Source organism: Roseinatronobacter sp. (assembly GCF_051859525.1).
Taxonomy (GTDB): domain Bacteria; phylum Pseudomonadota; class Alphaproteobacteria; order Rhodobacterales; family Rhodobacteraceae; genus Roseinatronobacter.
Genome location: NZ_JBHYFM010000011.1, coordinates 25,932 through 47,455 on the forward strand (window position 1 = coordinate 25,932; position 21,524 = coordinate 47,455).

Consider the following 21,524-nt stretch of genomic DNA (forward strand, 5'->3'; position numbering starts at 1 on the left):
CAGCCCCCGTCATTCAGTAATCGCGTTCAAAAAACAGCCCGACCCCCACGCGCCCGCGATTGTCGACGCGCCCGCGTGCGGTCAATGATGGCGACAGGTCGATATTTATCGACACTTCGCTGTCGCCCTGCGGTTCAACCTCAAGATCGGTATAGATTGTCTCGGTCAGGTAGCGCCCCAACCGGATAGAGGTTTCGCCATCCTCATCCGTGCGCACATCCAGATCGTCCAGCCCGATATTGCGGCGCAGGCGTTCAAGGATACCTTCGCTGCGGCCGGACAATGTGGCCAGAGATGAGGCAAGCTGCGCGGCCTGAAACACGCTAAGGGTTTCAAAGCCCCGCCCGAACAGCAGCAGCGACACCACTTCTTCCTCGGGCAGTTCGGGGGTCGACTCGAACCGTATCTCCGGCGAATCTGCGCGCCCTTCCAGCACAATACGGGCCGTTACGCCGGTGCGTTCGGTCGATGCCACCAACCGCACGAACGGCACCAGATCCCCTTGCAGGCTGGCAAACCCTTCGTTCAGGGTGAAGCGGTTGCCCAGCAAATCCAGCCGCCCGCGGATCAGCGCGAACTGGCCAATGGGAATAGGGTCCGCAGTGGTGCCGGTCAGGCGCAACTGCCCGCCCAGTTCGGCATCAAGTCCGCGCCCGCGAATGAAAATCCGGTTGGGGGCGTCAATCGTCAGATCCAGCGTTGCCGGACGGCGGACACGCCCATGCGTTTCGCCCGCGAAAATACCGGCCCGCTGGCGGGTTTCACGCACAGGCCCCGCTTCGCCGCGATGCTGGATATCCGGTGGTATAAACCCGCGCGACACCAGACCCACGCGCGGAATACGAATTTCGGTGCCGTCCAGAACCAGTGACCCCGCAAGGTTTGGACCTTGTGTCAGGGCGCCGGTGATCGCGACCTGACCGGACACATCTGTCTGGTATAATTGCGGGTCCTGTATGCGCAGATCGCTCAGGGTTGCGCGCAGATCGGCATTCAGGGGGGGCATCAGGTCAATATTGCCTGTCAGTGCAAGCGTGCCGCCCGCAACTGCGCGGCCCTGCACATCAATCGCGGCACGCCCGCCGGACAGTTGGGCGCGCGCAGCAAGGTCGGTGATACGGATATTCTGTTGCGGCAGGACAAGCTGCGCGCCCGTCGCCTCGGCAGTGCCGGACACCGAAGCCAGCGCAAGCGGGCCGTTTACCGACACATCAAACCGCGCAGGCCCCTGCACCGAGCGCGGCTCCAGCCGCGGGTTGATCAGGGCAATGTCGCCAGTGCCGCTGGCACGCAAATCGGCGCGCAAATCGCGCGAAATGCTGCCCGCCGCCTGCACCGACAGGCCCGCTGGCCCCGATGCTGCAATATCCAGCACGAAGGCATCGCCCGTGTCGCGCACATCCCCCGACACTGTAACAGCACCCACAATTCCCGGCACAATCAGGGCCAGATCGCGCAACTGTGCATCGATTGTCATGGCAGGGCGGCCCTGAACGCTATTGCCCGAAATTGTGGCCGTGACATTCGGACCGGCAAGGCGCGCATCCTCGATCAGCAGCGCATCGGGGCGCTGGATCACGCGCGCATTTAGCTGATTGGTGCCCGCAAGCAAACGGTTCGCCACATCATTGCCAAGGCGCAGGTCACGCGCAGTCATATCCAGATCAAGGGCGCGTGTTTCGCCATCTTCACGCAAGGCGACAGTGCCGCGAAGACTGCCGCCGAACCCTGATCGGATGGACGCCAGCGCCCCAAGTCCGAATTCCGCATCCAGCCGCGATGCACCTGCCGCATAGCGCCCGTTGGCCGACAAGGTCAGCACAGCGTTTTCAAGGTCCAGCGCGGCAAGATCAAACGCCGCGCCGTCACGCTGGCCCCGAATTTGCAGCCGCGTTTCACCGCGCAGGGCACGATTTGCATCCGGCTGGCCCACTGTCAGGTCACGCGCGCGCGCATCAATCGTGACCGTTTCACGTTCAAGCGGGCCATCCACCGCGATACGCGCATCAATCGCGCCGCCGAATTCACCGCCCAGAACCGCAAGATCGGCGAAATCCAGATCACCACGCAACCGAATATCTTCTGGCGAGACCTGCCCGCGTAAATCCGCGCTTAACGTCTGTGCCTGTGCGGTCAGTTCGCGGATGGTCACGGACCCGTCACGCCCTTCGGCATTCAACGAAATCACGCTTTCGCCAGCCAGCAGGCGGTCAAGCTGTTCCTGCCCGAATGTCAGGTCATTCCCGCTAACGCTGGTTTCCACACTGAACTGGTCCCGCTGCGGCCCGATACGCCCTTGTGCGCGCGCGCGCACCGAACCCGACAGATCGCGGCCCGCCAGTGTCGACAAGCGCGATATGTCCAGAAATTCCGCCTGCCCATCGGCGAACACAACACCATCTTCCAGACGCGCGCGCCCGTTAATACTGAAATTCCGCCCCTCCAGCAGCACACCCGGCAGCAACAGGGGCCGCCCTTCACGCCAGATGAACGCGACAGATCCGGTCATGGAACTGCCCAATGCCTCGGACAGGCCCTGATCGCGCGCAGACAGGCCCAGCGCAGAAAAGTCGATAAGCGCGTCAACCACGTCAATATCTTCGCCGAACCCTTGTGACGTGATCCGCCCCAAACCGTTCACGAACAGGCTTTCGACCGAAATATCGCCATTGTCGAACCCGATCAGGTCCAGCACCAGTTCCCAATCCTCGCTGGTTTCGGCATCAAAACCCAGCCGCAAATCTGCCTGTTCGATACTGGTATCGGACCCGCCGACCGGCAACCGCACGCGCCCGCCATTGCGGTCCCGGATTTCGCCGCGCAGGTCAATCAGTTCGGGCAGGTTGTCCGCACCCATGCGCACACGCCCGTCCAGTTGCAATTTCTCGGTCTGGATGCGCAGGTTGTCCAGCGACAGGCGACCATCATCGAAACGGCGGGCCTGTGTGCGCAAACGGCTGTCATCGCCGAAAAACTGGTGGAATTCCGGTTGCAGCAGCGGCCGCAAATCCCCGCCAAGGTCCAGCCGCACGGCCTGCGCAACGCCGGGCAGGGTGGTCTGCAAGGCAAATTCGCCCGCAACACGGCGCTGCCCGTCAGTGTCCAGCGTGATATCCGCTTCAAAATTGTCTATCGGCCCGTCGCCTTGCACGCGAAGCGCGGCAGATGGCAGGCCGGGCACATCCAGAAGCGTGACTGCCAGACCGCCTTCTGCTTCCTCGATATTCAGGTCCAGCGACAGGATGCGGGTATCATTGGAAAAGCTGGCATCCAGCAGGAACTGGCCTGCAACATCATCCAGACGGTCGATTTGCAACCGTGCATCGCCTTCCCCGCCCGCAAGCGCCGCGCGCCCGCTGATGCCCGCCCGCAATTCCTGCCCAAGCAGGGGCGCGCCCAGGATCACCTCGTCCAGGGCCAACTGTCCCAGATTGATGGACACGGGCAGTTCCGGCAATTCAAACCGGCGCATCGGCACCAGTTCGTCAGACTCCTCGCCCACTGGCGCGCGCAGGATTTCGACACGCTGCGCCGAAATCTCGGCAATCTCGATACGGCGCTGGAACAGGGCAGACCGGTTCCATTGCAACGCCGCACCCGTCACGCGCAGCCAGACCCCGTCATCATCCTCGATGGTCATTTCGTCAAATGTCGCGCGGGATGACAGCGCGCCGCGAAACCCCGTTATCCGGACCGCGCGGCCCCGATCCGACAGACTGTCTTGCAGCAGACGCGTCAGAAAACCCACATCGCTTTCGCTTGGGTCGGGCGCAATCTCCTCCAGGCCCTGTGCGGGCAGGTTTACGGGAAACGCCACCAGCAGACACACAAGCGCCATGGATATAAGGTGTAGAAGCCGCCTCAAAACGCCTGCCCTATACCAAGATAAAGCTGCGGACCGCGCCCTGTGTCGCCGCGCACAGGCAAGCCCACATCCAGCCGCAGCGGACCGATGGGTGTGTCATACCGTATGCCCACACCCGCGCCCGCATGCCAGCCCGACGGGCCAGTAAACACACCTTCGGACACATAGCCCGCATCGGCGAAGGCTGTCAGACCAATCGTTTCCGTTGCGCGCATCCGTCCTTCCAGCGACAACGCGGCAAACCCGCGCCCGCCAGAACGTACACCATCGGGCGAGACACCCAGCGACCGGAAGGGCTGGCCCCGCACGGACCCGCCGCCACCGGAATAAAACAGGAAATCGCGCGGTGTGCGGTCAATATTCGCGCCGAAGATCGCGCCCGCCTGCGCGCGTCCTGCCAGCACGAACCGGCTGTCATCACCAAACCCGTAATAGCTGCGCGCATCCACATAGGCGCGCGCACCGCTATCGGCGGCAGCAACCCCGAAAAACGGCGTGACATCGGCCTGAATATATGTCCCGCTGGTGGGCGAACGCTCATCGTCGCGCCGGTCCCATTCCACCATCAGCGGCAATAAAAGCAGGCGATAGTTCCGCCGGATTTCAAGGTCCGAACCGAACCGCGCCCGTTCAACCAGAACACCCAGACCCGCACCGAAGGTAAGTTCATCACTGAACCTGTGCGACAGCCCGATATCCAGCCGCGCGCGGCGGGCGCGGAAATCATCCTCGCGTTCATTCTCGGCCAGAACACCAAGGTTCAGGGTGGTGTCGGGTGTGAATGTGGCAGGGCGTGAAAATTCCAGCGCCAGACGGTAATCGCGTCCGCCGCGCCGTGCGGCAAGCCCGCCGACCATGGCCTCGATGCGCAACCGTTCCGCGCCACCCAGAAGGTTGCGATGCAACCAGAAGCCCGACAGTTTGGCACCGCTTTCGGTGTCCAGTTCAATGCTTGCGCCAATCCGGCGCAGCGGCGCTTCGACCACTGCGGCGTTAATGTCGAGCGAACCGTCAGGGTTGCCTTCCTCGGCCTCGCGCAGTGCGACGGACGCAAAGGTGCCGGTGCGCCGCAGCCGTTCAGCGGCACGCTGCACATCATCGGGCGAGAAGACCTCGCCCGTGGGCAGGCCCGCGATTTTCACAATCCGGTTTGGTCGCGTGCGTTCCTGCCCACTGGGGCGCAACTGGCCAAAGGTAAAGCGCGGGCCGGGGTCAATGGCGACATCAACATCCAACTGCTGCGCGGGGTGGCGCGCGGTGATCTGCTGGTTGACCGGTTCGGCCTTGGCATGGCCCAGATCGCGCCAGCCATCAATAACTGTGCCTGCCGTGTCGCGGATAACCGTGCTGCGCGCGGGCTGTCCGGTGGCAAAGGCGCCGGGCACATCCGTTTCCGGCGCAAGCGGCCCGATCTGTGCCCGCCCGAACACAAACGGCGGCCCAGCACTAAGCTGGACATCAATGACACCAATATTTGCCGGCGGGTTCAAAGGCGAGATATCCGCAGCTTCGCGGCCGTCAATCCGGACACTGATGACCGGCGCGTAATAGCCCGCTTCATAGAACAGGCCAATCAGCTGGCCATATTCGGCACGCGCGATCGTGAACACCTCGAACGGGTCGGACAGCCCTTCGGCCCGCGCATCGCGCAGCAGGGACGCTTGTTGCAAGACCTGTTCCAATGCGGTGTCGCCACCGGTGACAGTAAAACGCAAGTCTTGAAACCCTGCCGCAGGCTGGGCAAGAACCATACCAAAAACAAGTGTTTGCGCCATGACAGCCAAGCGGCCACGCGCACCCCCCTGTGGTTTTTTCAACCGGCTATCCACCCATGAATAACAACTGTGACGCATTATCTGAATGTTGTTGCAGATCGGGCGTAAGGGAACAACTCCAAACTTTGGGCGGCGGCGACACTCTGCCTGTTCGCACTTCATTGACCAATACTGCCGCGCGCCCTTGTTGGGTAGGGGTTCGAGTGCTATGTCGCCCCAAAGAATTCATCTGAAAAAGGAGCTTGGGCGGATGTCTCAAGACTATGTGATCAAGGATATTGCGCTGGCAGAATTCGGGCGTAAGGAAATAGCTATTGCCGAAACGGAAATGCCGGGCCTGATGTCGCTGCGCGAAGAATACGGCGCAGCCCAGCCGCTGAAAGGGGCGCGGATCGCCGGATCGCTGCACATGACCATCCAGACCGCTGTTCTGATTGAAACACTGGTGGCCCTTGGTGCCGATGTGCGTTGGGCGTCTTGCAACATCTATTCCACACAAGACCACGCCGCGGCGGCGATTGCCGCAGGTGGCACACCTGTTTTCGCCATCAAGGGCGAAACGCTGGAAGAATACTGGACATATACCGACCAGATTTTCCAGTTCGAGGGCGGCGCGAACATGATCCTTGATGATGGTGGCGATGCCACCATGTATATCCTGCTGGGCGCGCGGGTCGAGGCCGGCGAAACCGACCTGATCGCCGTGCCCACCAGCGAAGAAGAAGAGTTCCTGTTCGCCCAGATCAAGAAGCGCCTTGCCGCAAGCCCGGGCTGGTTCGCCCGCCAGCGCGACCTGATAAAAGGTGTGTCCGAGGAAACCACCACCGGCGTCCACCGCCTGTATGAATTGCACAAGAAAGGGCAGCTTCCTTTCCCTGCGATCAACGTAAATGACAGCGTAACCAAGTCGAAATTCGACAACAAATACGGCTGCAAGGAATCGCTGGTGGACGGGATCCGCCGCGCCACCGACACCATGATGGCAGGCAAGGTTGCCGTGGTGTGCGGCTATGGCGATGTGGGCAAAGGGTCCGCCGCCAGCCTTCAGGGGGCAGGCGCGCGGGTGAAAGTCACCGAGGTTGACCCCATTTGCGCCTTGCAGGCCGCAATGGACGGGTTCGAGGTGGTGTTGCTTGAAGATGTGGTGAAAACCGCAGATATCTTCATCACGACCACCGGCAACAAGGACGTGATCCGCATCGAGCATATGCGCGAGATGAAGGACATGGCGATCGTCGGAAATATCGGGCATTTCGACAATGAAATTCAGGTGGCCGCCCTGAAAAACCACAAATGGACCAATATCAAGGACCAGGTGGACATGATCGAAATGCCGTCAGGCAACCGCATGATCCTGCTGTCGCAAGGCCGCCTGCTGAACCTTGGCAATGCCACCGGCCACCCCAGTTTCGTGATGTCGGCAAGTTTCACCAACCAGGTTCTGGCCCAGATCGAATTGTGGAGCAAAGGCGACGAATATGCGCCGGGTGTGTTTATCCTGCCAAAGGCGCTGGATGAAAAGGTTGCGCGCCTGCATCTGGAGCGTATTGGCGTCAAACTGACCGAATTGCGCGCCGATCAGGCCAGTTATATCGGGGTTGCGGTCGAAGGGCCGTTCAAGCCCGAGCATTACCGTTATTGATATCGAAAAAAGGGGGCTGCGGCCCCCTTTTTGGTCCTTCTGGCCCTGCGCTGCGCTACGGGCGGTTTTGAGTATTTCTGGCAAGATGAAATCCTGCCGGAATGTCCCGGTCAGGGGTTTTCGGGACTTAGGCCCAGATGACGTGTCCCGCGCGCTTCGGCCAGGGTGATCTGGTGTTGGCGTTCTCGGAATGCCGCGCGGCGCGCGTCAGTGAATTCATCGACACAATGGTGACATTGCACGCCCTGTTCATATTCGGGGCGTTGTGTATCCTCTGGCCAAAGCGGGCGGCGGCAGGCGTGACACATGACATGCGGGCCGGGTTTCAGCCCGTGTTCAATGGACACACGCTGGTCAAATACGAAACATGCACCCTGCCACATGCTTTGATCTGCGGGCACGTCTTCCAGATATTTCAGGATACCGCCTTTCAGGTGATAGACATCGTTTATGCCTTGTTGCAACAGGAAATTCGTTGATTTCTCGCAGCGGATGCCGCCGGTGCAGAACATTGCAATACGTTTGTTGTGAAACCGGTCGCGGTTGTCTTCCCACCATTTCGGGAAGTCACGGAAGGATTTTGTTTCGGGGTCGATCGCGCCCTTGAATGTGCCAATGGCCACTTCGTAATCATTGCGGGTGTCAATGACCACAACATCCGGCGCGCTTATCAAATCGTTCCAGTCCTGCGGCGCGACATAATGGCCGGTGCCTGCGCGGGGGTCGACATCCGGCTGGCCCATGGTAACGATTTCGCGTTTCAGCCGCACTTTCATACGGCCGAACGGCATGGTTTCAGCCGGGCTTTCCTTCCAGTCGAGGGACGCGCAGCCGGGCAGGGCGCGAATATGAGCCAGCACCGCGTCAATGCCCGCGCGCGTGCCGGCAATGGTGCCGTTGATCCCTTCGCGCGCCAGCAGAAGCGACCCTTTGACGCCATGCGTTTGCGCAAGCGCAAGCAGCGGCCCGCGCAATGCGGCGGGGTCATCGAATCGGGTGAAGTGATAGAGTGCGGCAACTGTCAGCATGTGTCTGCGTTTACTGCCGAGTTTTGCGCGACGCAAGCCTGCGGGATTGACGCAGCGCGATTGTGTGCGTAGCCATGAGCCGACAGACAGGAGGGCGGAACATGACCCATGCGCTGGTCGTGATCGACATGCAAAACGACTTTTGCCCCGGTGGTGCATTGGCCGTGACTGATGGGGACAGCGTTGTTGCGGGGATCAACGCGCGGATGGCACAGGCGGGTGCAGTGATCTTGACGCAGGACTGGCACCCTGTGGGTCATTCCTCCTTTGCCAGGCAGCATAAGGACCGCGCACCGATGGAGTCGGTGAACATGCCTTATGGCGCGCAAGTGTTGTGGCCGGATCATTGTGTGCAGGGCAGCAAGGGCGCGGAATTTCACCCCGATCTGGATACCAATCGCGCAGACCTGATCCTGCGCAAGGGGTTCCGCCGCGATATCGACAGTTATTCCGCCTTCTTTGAGAATGACCGGACCACGCAAACAGGGCTGGACGGGTATTTGCGTACACGCGGGATCACTGAACTGGAATTCGCCGGCCTGGCCACGGATTTCTGCGTCGCGTGGTCGGCGCTGGATGCGGCGCGTCTGGGCTATAAGGTGCGCGTTCTGACATCGCTGTGCCGGGGGATTGACGTGAACGGGTCCATGGAACAGGCGCTTGAGAACCTGCGCGGCGCCGGTGTGGAACTGGTCTGAGCATGGATATTGCGACCCGCGTGTATAACCACCGCTGGAAAATGGACCCGATTGTGCGATCCCTGATCGACACCGACTTCTATAAGCTTTTGATGTGTCAGTCCGTTTTTACCAACCACCCGCATACACAGGTGACGTTCAGCCTGATCAACCGTGCCACACATATCCCGCTGGCCCATCTGATCGATGAAGCGGAGTTGCGCGAGCAGTTGGACCATATTCGCACGCTAAGCCTGTCGCGCGGGGAATCCACGTTTTTGCGCGGCAATATGTTTTATGGCAAACGCCAGATGTTCCGGCCCGATTTCATGGAATGGTTCGAGGGGTTTCGCCTGCCGCCCTATCATCTGGAACGCGCGGGCGATCAATATGAACTGACATTCGAGGGCACCTGGTCCGAGGTGATGTTATGGGAAATTCCCGCCCTTGCGGTCTTGATGGAATTGCGGTCGCGGGCGGTTCTGGGCCGTATGAAACGGTTTGAACTGCAAGTCCTGTATGCGCGCGCAATGACACGTTTATGGGAAAAGATCACGCGCCTGCAACAGACCAGCGGGTTGCGTATTGCCGATTTCGGAACCCGCAGGCGGCATTCGTTCCTGTGGCAGGACTGGTGCGTGCAGGCCATGATCGAAGGGCTGGGCGAGCGGTTCATCGGCACGTCAAACTGCCTGATCGCCATGCGCCGCGAGGTAGAGGCGATTGGCACGAACGCCCATGAATTGCCCATGGTCTATGCCGCGCTGGCCCCTGATGATGCGGCGCTGGCGCGCGCGCCCTATCAGGTGCTGGCCGATTGGCAGGCCGAGCATTCGGGCAATTTGCGCATCATTTTGCCCGATACCTATGGAAGTGACGGTTTTCTGAACAATGCGCCCGACTGGCTGTCGGACTGGACCGGCATTCGTATTGATTCGGGCGACCCTGTGGCTGGTGCTGAAACCGCCATACGCTGGTGGCAGGATCGGGGGCAGGACCCGCGCGAAAAACTTGTCATCTTCTCGGACGGGCTGGATGTGGACCGCATAGAGGAGTTGCACAACAGGTTTACCGGCCGCGTGAAGGTCAGCTTCGGTTGGGGGACGTTGCTGACAAACGATTTTCGCGGGCTGGCCCCTGATGACGGGCTTGCGCCCTTCAGCCTTGTTTGCAAGGCCGCCGCAGTGAACGGGCGACCAACGGTCAAGCTGTCGGACAATCCCAACAAGGCAATGGGCCCAATGTCAGAGATCGCCCGATACAGGCGCGTATTCGGCACAGGGCATCAGGACGCACAACCTGTGGTTGTTTAACCTTTGGTAACCGTCACAGCAGATTTCTGCGCAAGTGGCGCTTTGTCACACCGATTTTTGGTGACAGACGCTGCAACCTGTGGTGCAATATCCTTGTTGTCATCAGAGAAGGAGGAATTTGAATGTCATTGGGTTCACATATTGCAGAACTCCGCCGAAAGCACGAACACCTCTCTGAAAAGGTAGAAACTGCCCAGCGAAGCCCGGGAATCGATGATCTGGAAGTGGCCGCCCTCAAGAAACAGAAGCTGCGGCTGAAAGAAGAAATCGAGCGTTTGTCCCACGCATAAAACGCTCTTTCATAAATGACGAAACGGCCCGCGATTGCGGGCCGTTTTTGTATTCATACGAAAAGGTTCACGCGAAGAACTGTGCACCATTCGCGCTGATGGTCGACCCGTTGACGAAACCGGCATCATCCGCCACCAGAAATGCCACGCAGCGCGCAATTTCTTCCGGCTCTCCCAGACGGCCGGTCGGAATCTGGCCGATAATGGCCTCTCGTACCTTTTCCGGCACGGCCATAACCATTTCGGTTGCAATATATCCGGGGCAAACCGCATTGGCCGTAATGCCAAAGCGCGCACCCTCTTGCGCAAGGCTTTTCACGATACCCAGATCGCCCGCCTTGGTGGCAGCGTAATTCACCTGACCAAACTGGCCCTTTTGCCCGTTGATGGACGAAATCACCACGATGCGCCCGAATTTACGTTCGCGCATGCCGGGCCAGACAGGGTGGATTGTATTGAACACGCCCGTCAGGTTTGTGTCGATCACTTCGCGCCATTGTTCGGGCGTCATTTTGTGAAATGGTGCGTCACGGGTAATACCCGCATTGGCCACAACAATATCAATCGGGCCAAGATCAGCCTCGACCTGCGCAATGCCCGCCTTGGATGCGTCGTAATCAGCGGCGTTCCATTTATAGGTTTTAATGCCCGTCTCGTTGGTGAAAGCCGCAGCTGCGTCATCATTACCCGCATAGGTTGCAGCAACCGTGCAGCCCTGTGCCTTCAGTGCTTTTGAAATAGCTGCGCCAATACCGCGCGATCCGCCGGTTACCAATGCCACTCTTGCCATGTTCTCCCCCCTCAGTCAGGAATTATGCTTAGAAACAATCGCTATCTAAAAGTGAAAGGTTGCGCAAGATTATTGCGCAACCTTTTTGGATGTTACCGCTCAAGGCACATGGCAACGCCCATGCCGCCGCCAATGCACAGGGTTGCCAGACCCTTTTTCGCGTCGCGACGCTGCATTTCAAACAGCAACGTGTTCAGGATGCGACAACCCGATGCGCCGATCGGGTGGCCAATGGCGATTGCGCCGCCATTCACGTTTACCTTGTCTGTATCCCAGCCCATGTCCTTGTTCACGGCACAGGCCTGCGCAGCGAAGGCTTCATTCGCTTCGATCAGGTCCAGATCTTCGGGTTTCCACCCCGCTTTGGCCAGTGCCTTGCGGCTGGCATAGATTGGCCCGACACCCATGACCGACGGGTCAAGACCCGCCGTTGCGTAGCTGGCAATGCGCGCCAGCGGGGTCAAGCCGCGCTTTTCCGCTTCTTCCGCACTCATCAACATGACAGCCGCAGCGCCGTCATTCAGGCCCGATGCGTTGGCCGCGGTAACCGACCCGTCCTTCGCAAAGGCCGGACGCAGTTTTTGCATCGCCTCCATCGTGGCGCCGTGGCGGATATATTCGTCCTGATCGACGACAATATCACCCTTGCGCGTCTTGACCGTAAAGGGCGCGATTTCATCTGCGAATTTTCCAGCTTTCTGCGCGGCTTCCGCCTTGTTCTGGCTGGCAACGGCAAAGGTGTCCTGTTCCTCGCGGCTGATCTGCCATTTCTCGGCCACGTTTTCAGCGGTCTGGCCCATGTGATAGCCGTTGAACGCATCCCACAGCCCGTCACGGATCATGGAGTCGATCATTTTCATATCGCCCATTTTCTGGCCTGCGCGCAGATGCGCAACATGGGGGCTAAGGGTCATGTTTTCCTGACCACCCGCCAGAACGATAGCCGCATCACCCAACTGGATATGCTGCGCGCCCAGCGCAACGGCGCGCAGGCCGGACCCGCACACCTGATTAATGCTCCATGCGGCGGATTCGATGGGCAGGCCCGCATTGACATGCGCCTGTCGCGCGGGGTTCTGGCCCTGACCGGCGGTCAGAACCTGGCCCAGAATGGTTTCGGAAACGTCTGCCTTGTCAATACCGGCACGCGCGACAACGGCTTCCAGAACGGCCGCCCCCAGATCATGCGCTGGTGTGTTGGCAAATGCCCCGCCAAAGGACCCGACAGCTGTGCGGGCAGCAGAAACAATAACGACATTGGTCATGGAGACTCCTCTCTCGGTCAAAAAAGCGCCTGATGACAAGGGCGGAATTGCCAGAACCCGCCATTCAGGGATGCCTCGGTTTTAACATGACCGCGCGACAAGGCAATGAAACTTCCCGCAATGCTGGCGCAATCAGCGCGATACGGGCCAAACGCACATATTGACCGGCGTGGATCAGGGTGTTTGTCGCAAATGGCCCAACAGTTTGTTTCCATGATTCGCTGCGCTGCCCATGGACAGATATGTTAATTTTAAGCTAAAACGCCCTCGGAGGTTCATATTGGACAAACGAAACGCAAAATATCATCTGGGCCAGATTGTGCGCCATCGAAAGCACCCGTTTCGCGGGGTAATTTTTGATGTTGATCCGGCATTTTCCAACACCGAAGAATGGTATGACGCCATTCCCGAAGACAGCCGCCCGCGCAAGGACCAGCCGTTTTACCACCTGCTGGCCGAAAACGACGAGAGTTTCTACGTCGCGTATGTGTCAGAACAAAATCTGGTTCTGGACGAGTCCGGCCAACCGCTGGAACACCCCGACCTGCACGAATTGTTCGGGGATTTCCGCGAGGGCGCCTATCCCTTGCAGATACATATGAACTAGTCTGTGGCAGGCACGGCGATTGAACGCCCACAAGCGCAAGGATGGCCGCGCCCGTGCAATCTGCAATCAGGCGATTGGCGCGGCAGGATTGACCGGCGTTTCACACTGCATGGGATCATCCTGAAAATCAGCGCTGTCTAAGGGCAGGCCCGCAACGGTGAATTCCAGAACATTCTGGTCACCGTCGCGCGTATAGACCAGATCGCGCGTCAGGCTGCTTATCAGAAACCATCCATACCCCCCTTCACAAAGGTTGTCCGGAATCGGGGCACTATGGTCCTGCAAGATGGGGTTAAACGGTGCGCCAAAATCGCGGACACAACATTTCATGCACTGGTCGGCATCTGTCAGCTGAATGTAAATCCTGCCTTGATCATGGCCATATCCGTGCCGCGCTATGTTGCTAAGGACTTCTGCAAGAACCAGTGCCAGATCGTCATGTAGCTGCGGGTGCGCTGCCCCCGCCTTCACAAAGGCATCAACTGATTCCAGAATTTCCCTGATCTTGAGAAGGCTACTACTGCTTTGCAGCGCGAGCATTCTTTTATCGCTCATGTCATCCCCCCAAGTGTTGAAGTCATGGATGTCGGGCACCCGTGCTGTCCGGTGCCGGTTATTGCGCCGCAGACAGTCCTTGCGTGTCAGGCAGGGCGTCGTGGATGCGGAAAACAGTATCCATCCTTGTTAATCGAAAAACCTTCATGACGCTTGGACTTGGCGCGGCAAGTTCCAGCGGCCGTTCGGGGCCCAGCAGTTTCATGGCGCCAACAATCGCGCCCAGACCGCTGCTGTCCATGAATTCCACATGCGACAACCCCAGAATAACAGGATTGCCGGGGCTGGTGGTCGCATCGCGGATCGCGTCCTTGAATGCAAGCGCGACCGCAGCATCCAGTCGGGTTTCCAGAACATCAATCACCAAAGCGCCGTCTGATTGCCCTATCGAGAATTGCATTTCACACGCTTCCTTTACATTACCTATGGCAAGCTTAGGCGGCAAAGATTACCAAGAAGTTGTCAAACGCTGGAATACACAGGGGGTGCGGATATGGATAAAGTCGCAATTCTGGGCGCTGCGCGCACGGCAATGGGCGGGTTGCAGGGCGTGTTTGCAGACTTGCCCGCCGCACAGCTTGGCGGGGCCGCGATCAGTGGCGCACTGCGCGATGCGGGACTGACCGACACGGCGGCGGTGCAAGATGTGCTGATGGGCTGTGTGTTGCCCGCAGGGCAGGGGCAGGCGCCCGCACGTCAGGCGGGGTTTGCTGCCGGACTGTCCAAGGATGTGCCCGCAACAACCCTGAACAAGATGTGCGGATCGGGCATGAAGGCCGCGATGATCGCACATGACCAGATCGCGTTGGGGCAGACGGGTATCATTGTGGCAGGCGGCATGGAAAGCATGAGCCTTGCCCCCTATCTGCTGCCCAAAATGCGCGCAGGCGCGCGGCTGGGGCACGGGCAGGTGATCGACCATATGTTCCTTGATGGTCTTGAAGACGCCTATGACAAAGGCCGCCTGATGGGCACCTTCGCCGAGGATTGCGCCGATCATTACGCCTTCAGCCGCGAAGATCAGGACAGATACGCGCTGGAATCGCTGTCAAACGCCCTGACCGCCATGGAAAACGGTGCATTCGCGCGTGAAATCGCGCCCGTTACCGTGACATCGCGCAAAGGGGACATTGTGGTGCAGGAAGATGAACAACCACGATCAGCCCGACCCGACAAGATACCCCACCTGAAACCGGCATTCCGCAAGGGTGGCACTGTAACAGCGGCCAATTCGTCCAGCATATCGGATGGTGCGGCAGCGCTTGCGCTTGCATCAAACGCCACCGCCGATGCGTTGGGACTGTCGCCGCGCGGCTGGATCTGCGGTCATGCCAGCCACGCACAGGAACCCGGCTGGTTTACAACCGCACCCGTGCCCGCCGCGCGCAAACTACTTGACCGTCTGGGATGGCAGCTGTCCGACGTGGACCTGTGGGAGGTGAACGAGGCATTTGCTGTGGTCCCCATGGCATTCATGCGCGAAATGGGACTGCCGCGCGATGTGGTGAACATACATGGCGGGGCCTGCGCATTGGGCCACCCGATTGGCGCATCGGGGGCGCGCATCGTGGTGACATTGCTGAACGCGCTGGAACGCAACGGGTTGAAGCGCGGGATCGCCGCAATCTGCATTGGCGGCGGCGAGGGGACGGCGATTGCCATTGAACGCGGTTAAACGTGCAAAGGGTGGGCGCCCTTGCCCCCCATCGAGGGGGGACGCGGGCGCAAAGCAACGGGCTACGCCCATGCTTTCTGCACATTGGAAAGGTTGAACAATGCTTGATTACGCCGCACTTTCGCAACGCATATCCGCGCTGACGGACGGGGAAACCGATACCGTTGCGCTGATGGCAACCCTGACCTGCGAGGTGCACCACAGTGACGTGCGGTTCAACTGGACAGGGTTTTACCGTGTCACCGCACCCGAAATGCTGAAAATCGGACCGTATCAGGGCGGGCATGGGTGTCTGGTCATCCCGTTTTCACGCGGGGTTTGTGGCGCATGCGCACGCAGCGGTCAGGCCCAGCTTGTCGCGGATGTTCACGCTTTTGCGGATCATATTGCCTGTTCCAGCAGCACCCTGTCCGAACTTGTCCTGCCGGTGCGCAACCGCGAAGGGCGGCTTATTGCCGTGTTCGATATCGACAGCGACCAGCCCAACGCGTTCACGCCCACCGACAGGGACGAATTGCAGGCCATACTGGACCGGACATTCGCACGGGAATTGACATGACACATCTTTGGGTCCGCGCCGAACAGCGCCCGCAGGAAGAACGCGTGGGCGTAACGCCCGAAGGCGTCGCCGCACTGATTGCACAGGGGTTTCGTGTCACCGTGGAGGACAGCCCCTGCCGCGCCCTGCCGCTTGCGCCCTATCTGGCGGCGGGCGCGCAAGCTGCCCCCTTCGGCAGCTGGCCGGACGCCCCGCGCGACGCCATCATCTTCGGGCTGAAGGAATTGCCGGATGATGACAGCCCCTTGCCACATCGTCACATCATGTTCGGCCACGCCTTCAAGGGCCAGCCTGCGGGCCAGCGCCTGCTGGCGCGTTTTCGCGCGGGGGGTGGTGCGCTGTATGATCTGGAATACCTGACCAGCGAACAGGGCCGCCGTGTCGCGGCCTTCGGCTATTGGGCGGACTATGCAGGGGCGGCAGTATCGCTTCTGGCATATGCTGCGCAGGCGCGGGGCGGTATTTGCCCGCCGGTTGCGCGTTTTGACGACCGGCACGCCATGGCGCATGCCGTTGCGAATGCGCTGGCAGGGCTGGACGCGCCGCGCGTTCTGATCATTGGCGCGCTGGGTCGTGTGGGCACAGGCGCGGCGGATCTGTGCGCCGCCGCGAAGGCCAGCGTAACACGCTGGGACATGGCAGAAACCGCGCATGGCGGCCCGTTTCCGGAAATACTGGCGCATGACGTATTCCTGAACTGCATTCTGGCCAGCCCGCAAACACCTGTTTTTGTGCCGTCCAATGCGCGCGACACCCCGCGCAAACTGCGCGTTGTTGGCGATATCGCCTGCGATCCCACATCAGAATTTTCACCCGTCAAGGTGTATGACCGCGCCACCGACTGGGACGCGCCTGTGCTGCGGGTGTGCAATGATCCGGTTCTGGACGTGATGGCGATTGACAACCTGCCATCGCTGCTGCCGGTTGAGTCATCGCAGGATTTCGCCGCGCAACTTCTGCCGCATCTGCTGGCGCTGGATGACTTTAGCGCGGGGGTATGGGGGCGGGCGCGGGCGGTGTTCGAACAGCATCGCGCATAATCACGCGCGACCGCTGCACGGCCAGAATACCGGCCATGATGACAATAACCCCGATGATGTCAAACAGGCCCAGCGCCTCGGACAGCAAGAAGGCCGCGACAGCCACGCCAAAAAACGGGTTCAGGAAGTGATAGGTCGCCGCACGCACTGCGCCAATGCGTGCGACCAGCAAGAACCACACCCATGTCGCGGCCAGACCGGGCACCAGTACCGTATAGGTGAATGCCCCTGCCAGTTGCCATGTCCAGTTGACCTCGAACCGCTCAAACGCCAGCGCGGGGCCGACCAGTATAGCGGACCCCACCAGCATTTGCAGGCCCACGATCATCAGCAAATTGCCACCGCTGGCCGACGCACCGCGCACCGACAAGGTTGCAACCGTCAATGCAACCACGCCCGCCACGCACAGCACCAAGCCAAGCAAATCAACCCCGCCGGACAGGCGCGCCCCCATGATGATGGCGACACCTGCGAACCCTGCAAACAACCCCGCCACCGCCAGGGGACGCAGACGTTCGCCCAGCACCAGCCAGCTTGCCAGCGCCACCAATAGCGGCATGGTGGACGCTATAATGGCGGCAAGCGAGGCTTCGATCGTCTGCATGGCAATGAAATTCAACCCCAGATACAGGGCATTCTGTGACAGGCCGAAAATGAATGTCGCGCGCCATTGCGCGGGCGTCAAATGCCAGCTTTGGCCAAGGGCGCGCGCAATCGCTATGCCAATCAACCCCGATATCAGGAACCGCAGCGACAGCGCCATCATGGGCGGCGCGTCCGCAACGATCATCCGCGCCGAGGTGAAGGCCGATGACCACATGAGCGCGAAGGCCAGACCCATAAGTAGCGCGCGAATGTCCAAAGCCTGCCCCCTGTGCTGCACATGTGAAGCGATAGCGCCTTTAAGTGGTCAATACCAGTGCCCGAATGCGCACCCGCCCCGCGCGCGCGGCTGTTGCCTATTTGGGTGGCAGCCGCGTCGCCCCGTCCAGCCGGATGGTAGTGCCGTTCAGATACGGGTTTTCAATGATCTGCCCAACCATAAGCGCATATTCCACAGGATCGCCAAGCCGCGCCGGAAACGGTATATTTGCCGTTATCGCGGCGGTGGTTTCTTCCGGCAGGCTTTCCATCATGGGGGTGCGAAACAGCCCCGGCGCGATGGCCATGCAGCGAATGCCCACGCGCGCGAAATCGCGCGCAGCGGGCAGGCATAGCGCGGCAATGCCCCCCTTGGACGCGGCATAGGCCGCTTGTCCCACCTGCCCGTCCTGCCACGCCGCCGAGGATGTGTTGATCACAACCCCCCGTTCACCACCCTCCAGCGGGTCCAGTGTCTGCATGACTGCCGCGCCATGGGCCATGACATTGAACGACCCGATCAGGTTGACGCGGATCACGCGCTCAAACAGGTCGGTTGACGGCACGCCGTCACGGTTGACCACCCGCGCGGCCAGACCAATGCCCGCACAATTCACAACCGCGCGCAACTGCCCGCGCGCGTCCTGCACAGCCCGCGCCACAGTTTCACCCACCTGCGCGGCATCGGACACATCCACCTGATAGGCCCGGCCCCCGATTTCGGCAGCCACGGCCGCCCCGCGCGCGGCATCGAAATCGAAAATCGCCACGTCTGCGCCCTGACGGGCCAGATGGCGCGCTGTGGCCGCGCCCAGACCACTGCCGCCACCCGTGACAATGGCCATATGTCCCTTGATCTGCATGAATACCCCTCCTGCCTGAATGTGTCTTGTTATGCCGTGCGGCACCCGCACTGCCAAGCCCCGCTTGCCAGTTTGAACGCCCTGTCCTATGTCAGACAAAAGCAAGAGGACTGCATGCCCCCACCCCGCGCCTGGCAAAGAATGCTGTCTGGCCGCAGGCTTGACCTGCTGGACCCGACCCCTGTTGATATCGAGTTGGAGGACATCGCCCACGGCCTTGCCTTCGTCGCGCGCTGGAATGGCCAGACGCAAGGTGACTGGCCCTATTCCGTGGCCGAACATTCCCTGCTGGTCGAAGAAATCTTCACCCGCGCTACGCCCAGACCCGAACCGCGCTGGCAACTGGCGGCATTGCTGCATGATGCGCCCGAATATGTGATCGGCGACATGATTTCGCCGGTCAAGGCCGCTGTCGGGCCGGATTACGGGGCGCTGGATGACAGGCTGGCGGCGGCAATCCATATCCGCTTTGGCCTGCCCGCCACTTTGCCCGCGCAAATCAAACGCCGGATCAAGGCCGCCGACAAGCTGTCGGCATGGCTGGAAGCCACGCAAATCGCGGGCTTTTCCGTGACCGAGGCCAACCGCTTCTTCGGCCGGCCTGACGCGGCGCTTGCTGACGCCCTGCGCCTGCATTTACGCCCCCCCGCGCAAACGCGCGCCGCCTATGTTGCGCGCTGTGAAACCCTGCTTGCTGCGCTATAATCCCCGTATGACCGAAAAAGGACGCGCCATGACCGACCCGTTTGACACCCGCAAAGCTGTTGCCGCCGCATGGTTTCGTGAACTGCGCGACCAGATCGTCGCCGCATTCGAGGCGGTCGAGGACAGCCACACAACCGGCCCCATGTCCGACCGCGCGGCCGGTCGGTTCGAATTGCGCGAAACCACCCGCAGCGGGCCAGACGGGCAGGACGCAGGCGGCGGCTTGATGAGTGTTATGCGCAATGGCCGCGTGTTTGAAAAAGTGGGCGTGAACGTGTCGCAGGTTTACGGCCAGCTGGGCGATGCCGCGCAACGGTCCCTGACCGCACGCAAGGAAATTCCGGGGCTGGAGGCAGACCCCCGCTTCTGGGCCAGTGGCATTTCACTGGTTGCGCATATGCAAAACCCGCATGTGCCCGCTGTGCACATGAACACCCGCATGTTCTGGACACCGGGCGGCTGGTGGTTCGGCGGCGGGTCCGACCTGAACCCCTGCATTGAATATGCCGGTGACACTGCCGATTTTCACAACACCCTGAAAGGATATTGTGACCCGCATGGCGCGGATCTGTATCCCCGCTTCAAGGCATGGGCGGATGAATATTTCTTCATCCCGCACCGCAAACGGGCGCGCGGGGTGGGCGGTATTTTTTATGATGATCACTGCACCGGCGACTGGGACGCGGATTTTGCCTTCACGCAGGATGTGGGGCGCGCGTTCCTGCCCGCGTTTCTGGCGCAGGTGGAGCGCCGCAGGGCAATGGAATGGACCGAAGCCGACAAGGAAACACAGCTGATCCATCGCGGGCTATATGCGGAATACAACCTTGTCTATGATCGTGGCACCAAATTCGGGCTGCAAACAGGCCATGACCCCGATGCCGTGCTGATGTCCCTGCCGCCTTTCGCGCGCTGGGTGTGATAATAAAGCGCGGAATCAAGGGCGCAGCCCGCCGCGCCATCGGTGGGCCGTCCCGCGGCCTGCCGATTTGGCCAGTGAAACGCCAAGCCATAAGAGTCAGAAGTATGCCGCCAGCATAAAGTGAACTTCTATCACGCCGGATCGGCAGACCCCGGCCCGCCGATGGCGCGGGCTTTATTCAAGTACCAAGGCCCCCTTCAGGCCGGAAAACAACCTGTCTGTGCCACTCCTTTCCCCTGACCGCTACATGCCCTAATCGTCGAAGGTCCAGCCCGCACGGCGCGGGACGCGCAGCGCCAGCATGGGTTTCAACAAGGGTTGCGCATAGCGGCGCAAATCCAGCGCTTCATGCACACCTGTTGCTTGTTCCCCGTCGATACAGGTGCGCATTGCGGACCGCGTGTAGAATGGCGCATCCAGCATGGCCAGTTCCTGATGCGGCTGGAAACCTGCATCCGCGCGCGTTTCGCGCCGCACGGCCCACAGGCTTCGGGCGATGCGGGCGCGCGGCGGGGGGGTGACATGCGCGCTCCGGCCATCGGGGTGGAAATGCAGTGCCACACTCTGGGTCTGGCCGTCGCGCAGAATGGCATCATAGAAACACCTTGTGCCGCCCTTGTGCGGGAAACGGCCCCATGTCCAGTAGTTGAAATCATCCTCCAATGCGTGGGTGCCATAATTGGAATCGAAATAGCCGTGTCCAGTCCAGTGGTGCCCAGGGTCAAGGGCGACATCAATGCGGGCAATGGGCGCGAAGGGTTGCCAGCGGTGGCGGCCATCGGGCGTCAGGTCATGGGTCTGGCCAAACAGCACTTCGGGATGCAGCGTAATCGTGCCGCGCACGCGGCTGACCAGCGGGGGGGATGAAACCTCGTTCACCTCGATGACCAGTCTATCGCCGTCCCAACGCATGGAACTGGGGCCAACCTGCAACATATCCGCGCTTTGGCGCAGCGCGCCGCGCCCGCGATCGGTCATTGTGAACCGTGATTTCGGCCCGTACGTGGCCACGTTGATGCAGCAATGGTTCTGCGGATCGCGCCGCCCCGACCAGCGATACCACGGCGAGAACACCGACCCGATGAAGCCAAT

Annotated in this window: 20 protein-coding genes; 10 read left to right on the forward strand and 10 right to left on the reverse strand. The window is 60.6% G+C overall.

The features are described from left to right. Window positions 1-13: 13 nt before the first annotated feature. Together ACTIE1_RS10235 and ACTIE1_RS10240 are read right to left on the reverse strand one after the other, a co-directional pair. On the reverse strand, window positions 14-3,865 hold the full coding sequence (locus ACTIE1_RS10235) for a translocation/assembly module TamB domain-containing protein (protein ID WP_439563368.1): 3,852 nt from the start codon (window positions 3,863-3,865) through the stop codon (window positions 14-16). Further along, a complete protein-coding gene (locus tag ACTIE1_RS10240) occupies window positions 3,862-5,682 on the reverse strand; it encodes an autotransporter assembly complex protein TamA (protein WP_439562663.1) in 1,821 nt (606 codons plus the stop codon). The genes ACTIE1_RS10235 and ACTIE1_RS10240 overlap by 4 nt, the downstream gene beginning before the upstream one ends. 208 nt (window positions 5,683-5,890) lie before the next feature. Between ACTIE1_RS10240 and ahcY the strand changes: the two genes are divergently transcribed. Next, complete coding sequence (gene ahcY, locus ACTIE1_RS10245; protein WP_439562664.1) at window positions 5,891-7,282, forward strand: adenosylhomocysteinase; 1,392 nt, start codon at window positions 5,891-5,893, stop codon at window positions 7,280-7,282. Window positions 7,283-7,392: 110 nt separating this feature from the next. Here the strand turns inward: ahcY and trhO are convergent, their stop codons facing one another. Next, window positions 7,393-8,310, reverse strand: a complete 918-nt coding sequence (gene trhO, locus ACTIE1_RS10250) for an oxygen-dependent tRNA uridine(34) hydroxylase TrhO (protein WP_439562665.1) — start codon at window positions 8,308-8,310, stop codon at window positions 7,393-7,395. A 101-nt stretch (window positions 8,311-8,411) separates the two neighbouring features. Between trhO and pncA the strand changes: the two genes are divergently transcribed. The 3 genes from pncA to ACTIE1_RS10265 all read left to right on the forward strand — a co-directional run bounded on the left by pncA (window position 8,412) and on the right by ACTIE1_RS10265 (window position 10,590). Continuing rightward, complete coding sequence (pncA, locus tag ACTIE1_RS10255) at window positions 8,412-9,008, forward strand: bifunctional nicotinamidase/pyrazinamidase (RefSeq protein WP_439562666.1); 597 nt, start codon at window positions 8,412-8,414, stop codon at window positions 9,006-9,008. A 2-nt stretch (window positions 9,009-9,010) separates the two neighbouring features. Continuing rightward, window positions 9,011-10,300, forward strand: coding sequence for a nicotinate phosphoribosyltransferase (pncB, locus tag ACTIE1_RS10260; protein ID WP_439562667.1), 1,290 nt, complete (start codon window positions 9,011-9,013; stop codon window positions 10,298-10,300). A gap of 122 nt (window positions 10,301-10,422) precedes the next feature. After that, the gene (locus ACTIE1_RS10265; RefSeq protein ID WP_277805429.1) at window positions 10,423-10,590 is read left to right on the forward strand and encodes a YdcH family protein; all 168 of its coding nucleotides are present in this window, start codon (window positions 10,423-10,425) and stop codon (window positions 10,588-10,590) included. Between the two features lie 67 nt (window positions 10,591-10,657). Here the strand turns inward: ACTIE1_RS10265 and phbB are convergent, their stop codons facing one another. Together phbB and ACTIE1_RS10275 are read right to left on the reverse strand one after the other, a co-directional pair. Beyond that, the gene (phbB, locus tag ACTIE1_RS10270; protein ID WP_439562668.1) at window positions 10,658-11,380 is read right to left on the reverse strand and encodes an acetoacetyl-CoA reductase; all 723 of its coding nucleotides are present in this window, start codon (window positions 11,378-11,380) and stop codon (window positions 10,658-10,660) included. Between the two features lie 92 nt (window positions 11,381-11,472). Then, window positions 11,473-12,645 (reverse strand): acetyl-CoA C-acetyltransferase, encoded by a 1,173-nt coding sequence (locus ACTIE1_RS10275; RefSeq protein WP_439562669.1) that lies wholly within the window; start codon window positions 12,643-12,645, stop codon window positions 11,473-11,475. 280 nt (window positions 12,646-12,925) lie between these two features. Between ACTIE1_RS10275 and hspQ the strand changes: the two genes are divergently transcribed. Next, the gene (gene hspQ, locus ACTIE1_RS10280; RefSeq protein ID WP_439562670.1) at window positions 12,926-13,252 is read left to right on the forward strand and encodes a heat shock protein HspQ; all 327 of its coding nucleotides are present in this window, start codon (window positions 12,926-12,928) and stop codon (window positions 13,250-13,252) included. Window positions 13,253-13,318: 66 nt separating this feature from the next. Here the strand turns inward: hspQ and ACTIE1_RS10285 are convergent, their stop codons facing one another. Together ACTIE1_RS10285 and ACTIE1_RS10290 are read right to left on the reverse strand one after the other, a co-directional pair. Further along, the gene (locus ACTIE1_RS10285) at window positions 13,319-13,807 is read right to left on the reverse strand and encodes an ATP-binding protein (RefSeq protein WP_439562671.1); all 489 of its coding nucleotides are present in this window, start codon (window positions 13,805-13,807) and stop codon (window positions 13,319-13,321) included. Between the two features lie 58 nt (window positions 13,808-13,865). Then, window positions 13,866-14,207, reverse strand: coding sequence for an STAS domain-containing protein (locus tag ACTIE1_RS10290; protein ID WP_439562672.1), 342 nt, complete (start codon window positions 14,205-14,207; stop codon window positions 13,866-13,868). Window positions 14,208-14,300: 93 nt separating this feature from the next. On the opposite strand from ACTIE1_RS10290, the gene ACTIE1_RS10295 reads away from it, so the two are divergent. The 3 genes from ACTIE1_RS10295 (at window position 14,301) to ACTIE1_RS10305 (ending at window position 17,081) form a co-directional block, all read left to right on the forward strand. Next, window positions 14,301-15,482 carry an acetyl-CoA C-acyltransferase gene (locus ACTIE1_RS10295; RefSeq protein WP_439562673.1) on the forward strand — a complete coding sequence of 394 codons (1,182 nt, stop codon included), beginning with the start codon at window positions 14,301-14,303 and terminating at the stop codon, window positions 15,480-15,482. A gap of 100 nt (window positions 15,483-15,582) precedes the next feature. Continuing rightward, entirely contained in the window at window positions 15,583-16,041 is a 459-nt protein-coding gene (locus ACTIE1_RS10300; protein WP_439562674.1) for a GAF domain-containing protein, read from the forward strand. Next, window positions 16,038-17,081 carry a saccharopine dehydrogenase gene (locus ACTIE1_RS10305; RefSeq protein ID WP_439562675.1) on the forward strand — a complete coding sequence of 348 codons (1,044 nt, stop codon included), beginning with the start codon at window positions 16,038-16,040 and terminating at the stop codon, window positions 17,079-17,081. The genes ACTIE1_RS10300 and ACTIE1_RS10305 overlap by 4 nt, the downstream gene beginning before the upstream one ends. Here the strand turns inward: ACTIE1_RS10305 and ACTIE1_RS10310 are convergent. Both ACTIE1_RS10310 and ACTIE1_RS10315 read right to left on the reverse strand, forming a co-directional pair. After that, window positions 17,026-17,943, reverse strand: a complete 918-nt coding sequence (locus ACTIE1_RS10310) for a DMT family transporter (protein ID WP_439562676.1) — start codon at window positions 17,941-17,943, stop codon at window positions 17,026-17,028. The genes ACTIE1_RS10305 and ACTIE1_RS10310 overlap by 56 nt on opposite strands. 97 nt (window positions 17,944-18,040) lie before the next feature. Continuing rightward, window positions 18,041-18,805, reverse strand: a complete 765-nt coding sequence (locus ACTIE1_RS10315; RefSeq protein ID WP_439562677.1) for an SDR family NAD(P)-dependent oxidoreductase — start codon at window positions 18,803-18,805, stop codon at window positions 18,041-18,043. 114 nt (window positions 18,806-18,919) lie between these two features. Here ACTIE1_RS10315 and ACTIE1_RS10320 point away from each other — a divergent pair, with 114 nt between their 5' ends. After that, a complete protein-coding gene (locus ACTIE1_RS10320) occupies window positions 18,920-19,510 on the forward strand; it encodes an HD domain-containing protein (protein WP_439563369.1) in 591 nt (196 codons plus the stop codon). Between the two features lie 28 nt (window positions 19,511-19,538). Beyond that, a complete protein-coding gene (gene hemF / locus ACTIE1_RS10325; protein WP_439562679.1) occupies window positions 19,539-20,432 on the forward strand; it encodes an oxygen-dependent coproporphyrinogen oxidase in 894 nt (297 codons plus the stop codon). Window positions 20,433-20,684: 252 nt separating this feature from the next. On the opposite strand, the gene crtC is transcribed toward hemF, so the two are convergent. After that, window positions 20,685-21,524 (reverse strand): carotenoid 1,2-hydratase, encoded by an 840-nt coding sequence (gene crtC, locus ACTIE1_RS10330; protein ID WP_439562642.1) that lies wholly within the window; start codon window positions 21,522-21,524, stop codon window positions 20,685-20,687.

What these genes read in the sequence shown, in the direction of transcription:
- ACTIE1_RS10285 (WP_439562671.1), bottom strand. Translation starts at nt 13,807, where the DNA reads ATGAGCGATAAAAGAATGCTCGCGCTGCAAAGCAGTAGTAGCCTTCTC.
- ahcY (WP_439562664.1), top strand. Translation starts at nt 5,891, where the DNA reads ATGTCTCAAGACTATGTGATCAAGGATATTGCGCTGGCAGAATTCGGG.
- ACTIE1_RS10275 (WP_439562669.1), bottom strand. Translation starts at nt 12,645, where the DNA reads ATGACCAATGTCGTTATTGTTTCTGCTGCCCGCACAGCTGTCGGGTCC.
- ACTIE1_RS10300 (WP_439562674.1), top strand. Translation starts at nt 15,583, where the DNA reads ATGCTTGATTACGCCGCACTTTCGCAACGCATATCCGCGCTGACGGAC.
- ACTIE1_RS10295 (WP_439562673.1), top strand. Translation starts at nt 14,301, where the DNA reads ATGGATAAAGTCGCAATTCTGGGCGCTGCGCGCACGGCAATGGGCGGG.
- ACTIE1_RS10320 (WP_439563369.1), top strand. Translation starts at nt 18,920, where the DNA reads ATGCCCCCACCCCGCGCCTGGCAAAGAATGCTGTCTGGCCGCAGGCTT.
- hemF (WP_439562679.1), top strand. Translation starts at nt 19,539, where the DNA reads ATGACCGACCCGTTTGACACCCGCAAAGCTGTTGCCGCCGCATGGTTT.
- phbB (WP_439562668.1), bottom strand. Translation starts at nt 11,380, where the DNA reads ATGGCAAGAGTGGCATTGGTAACCGGCGGATCGCGCGGTATTGGCGCA.
- trhO (WP_439562665.1), bottom strand. Translation starts at nt 8,310, where the DNA reads ATGCTGACAGTTGCCGCACTCTATCACTTCACCCGATTCGATGACCCC.
- ACTIE1_RS10315 (WP_439562677.1), bottom strand. Translation starts at nt 18,805, where the DNA reads ATGCAGATCAAGGGACATATGGCCATTGTCACGGGTGGCGGCAGTGGT.
- ACTIE1_RS10290 (WP_439562672.1), bottom strand. Translation starts at nt 14,207, where the DNA reads ATGCAATTCTCGATAGGGCAATCAGACGGCGCTTTGGTGATTGATGTT.
- pncB (WP_439562667.1), top strand. Translation starts at nt 9,011, where the DNA reads ATGGATATTGCGACCCGCGTGTATAACCACCGCTGGAAAATGGACCCG.
- ACTIE1_RS10305 (WP_439562675.1), top strand. Translation starts at nt 16,038, where the DNA reads ATGACACATCTTTGGGTCCGCGCCGAACAGCGCCCGCAGGAAGAACGC.
- ACTIE1_RS10265 (WP_277805429.1), top strand. Translation starts at nt 10,423, where the DNA reads ATGTCATTGGGTTCACATATTGCAGAACTCCGCCGAAAGCACGAACAC.
- pncA (WP_439562666.1), top strand. Translation starts at nt 8,412, where the DNA reads ATGACCCATGCGCTGGTCGTGATCGACATGCAAAACGACTTTTGCCCC.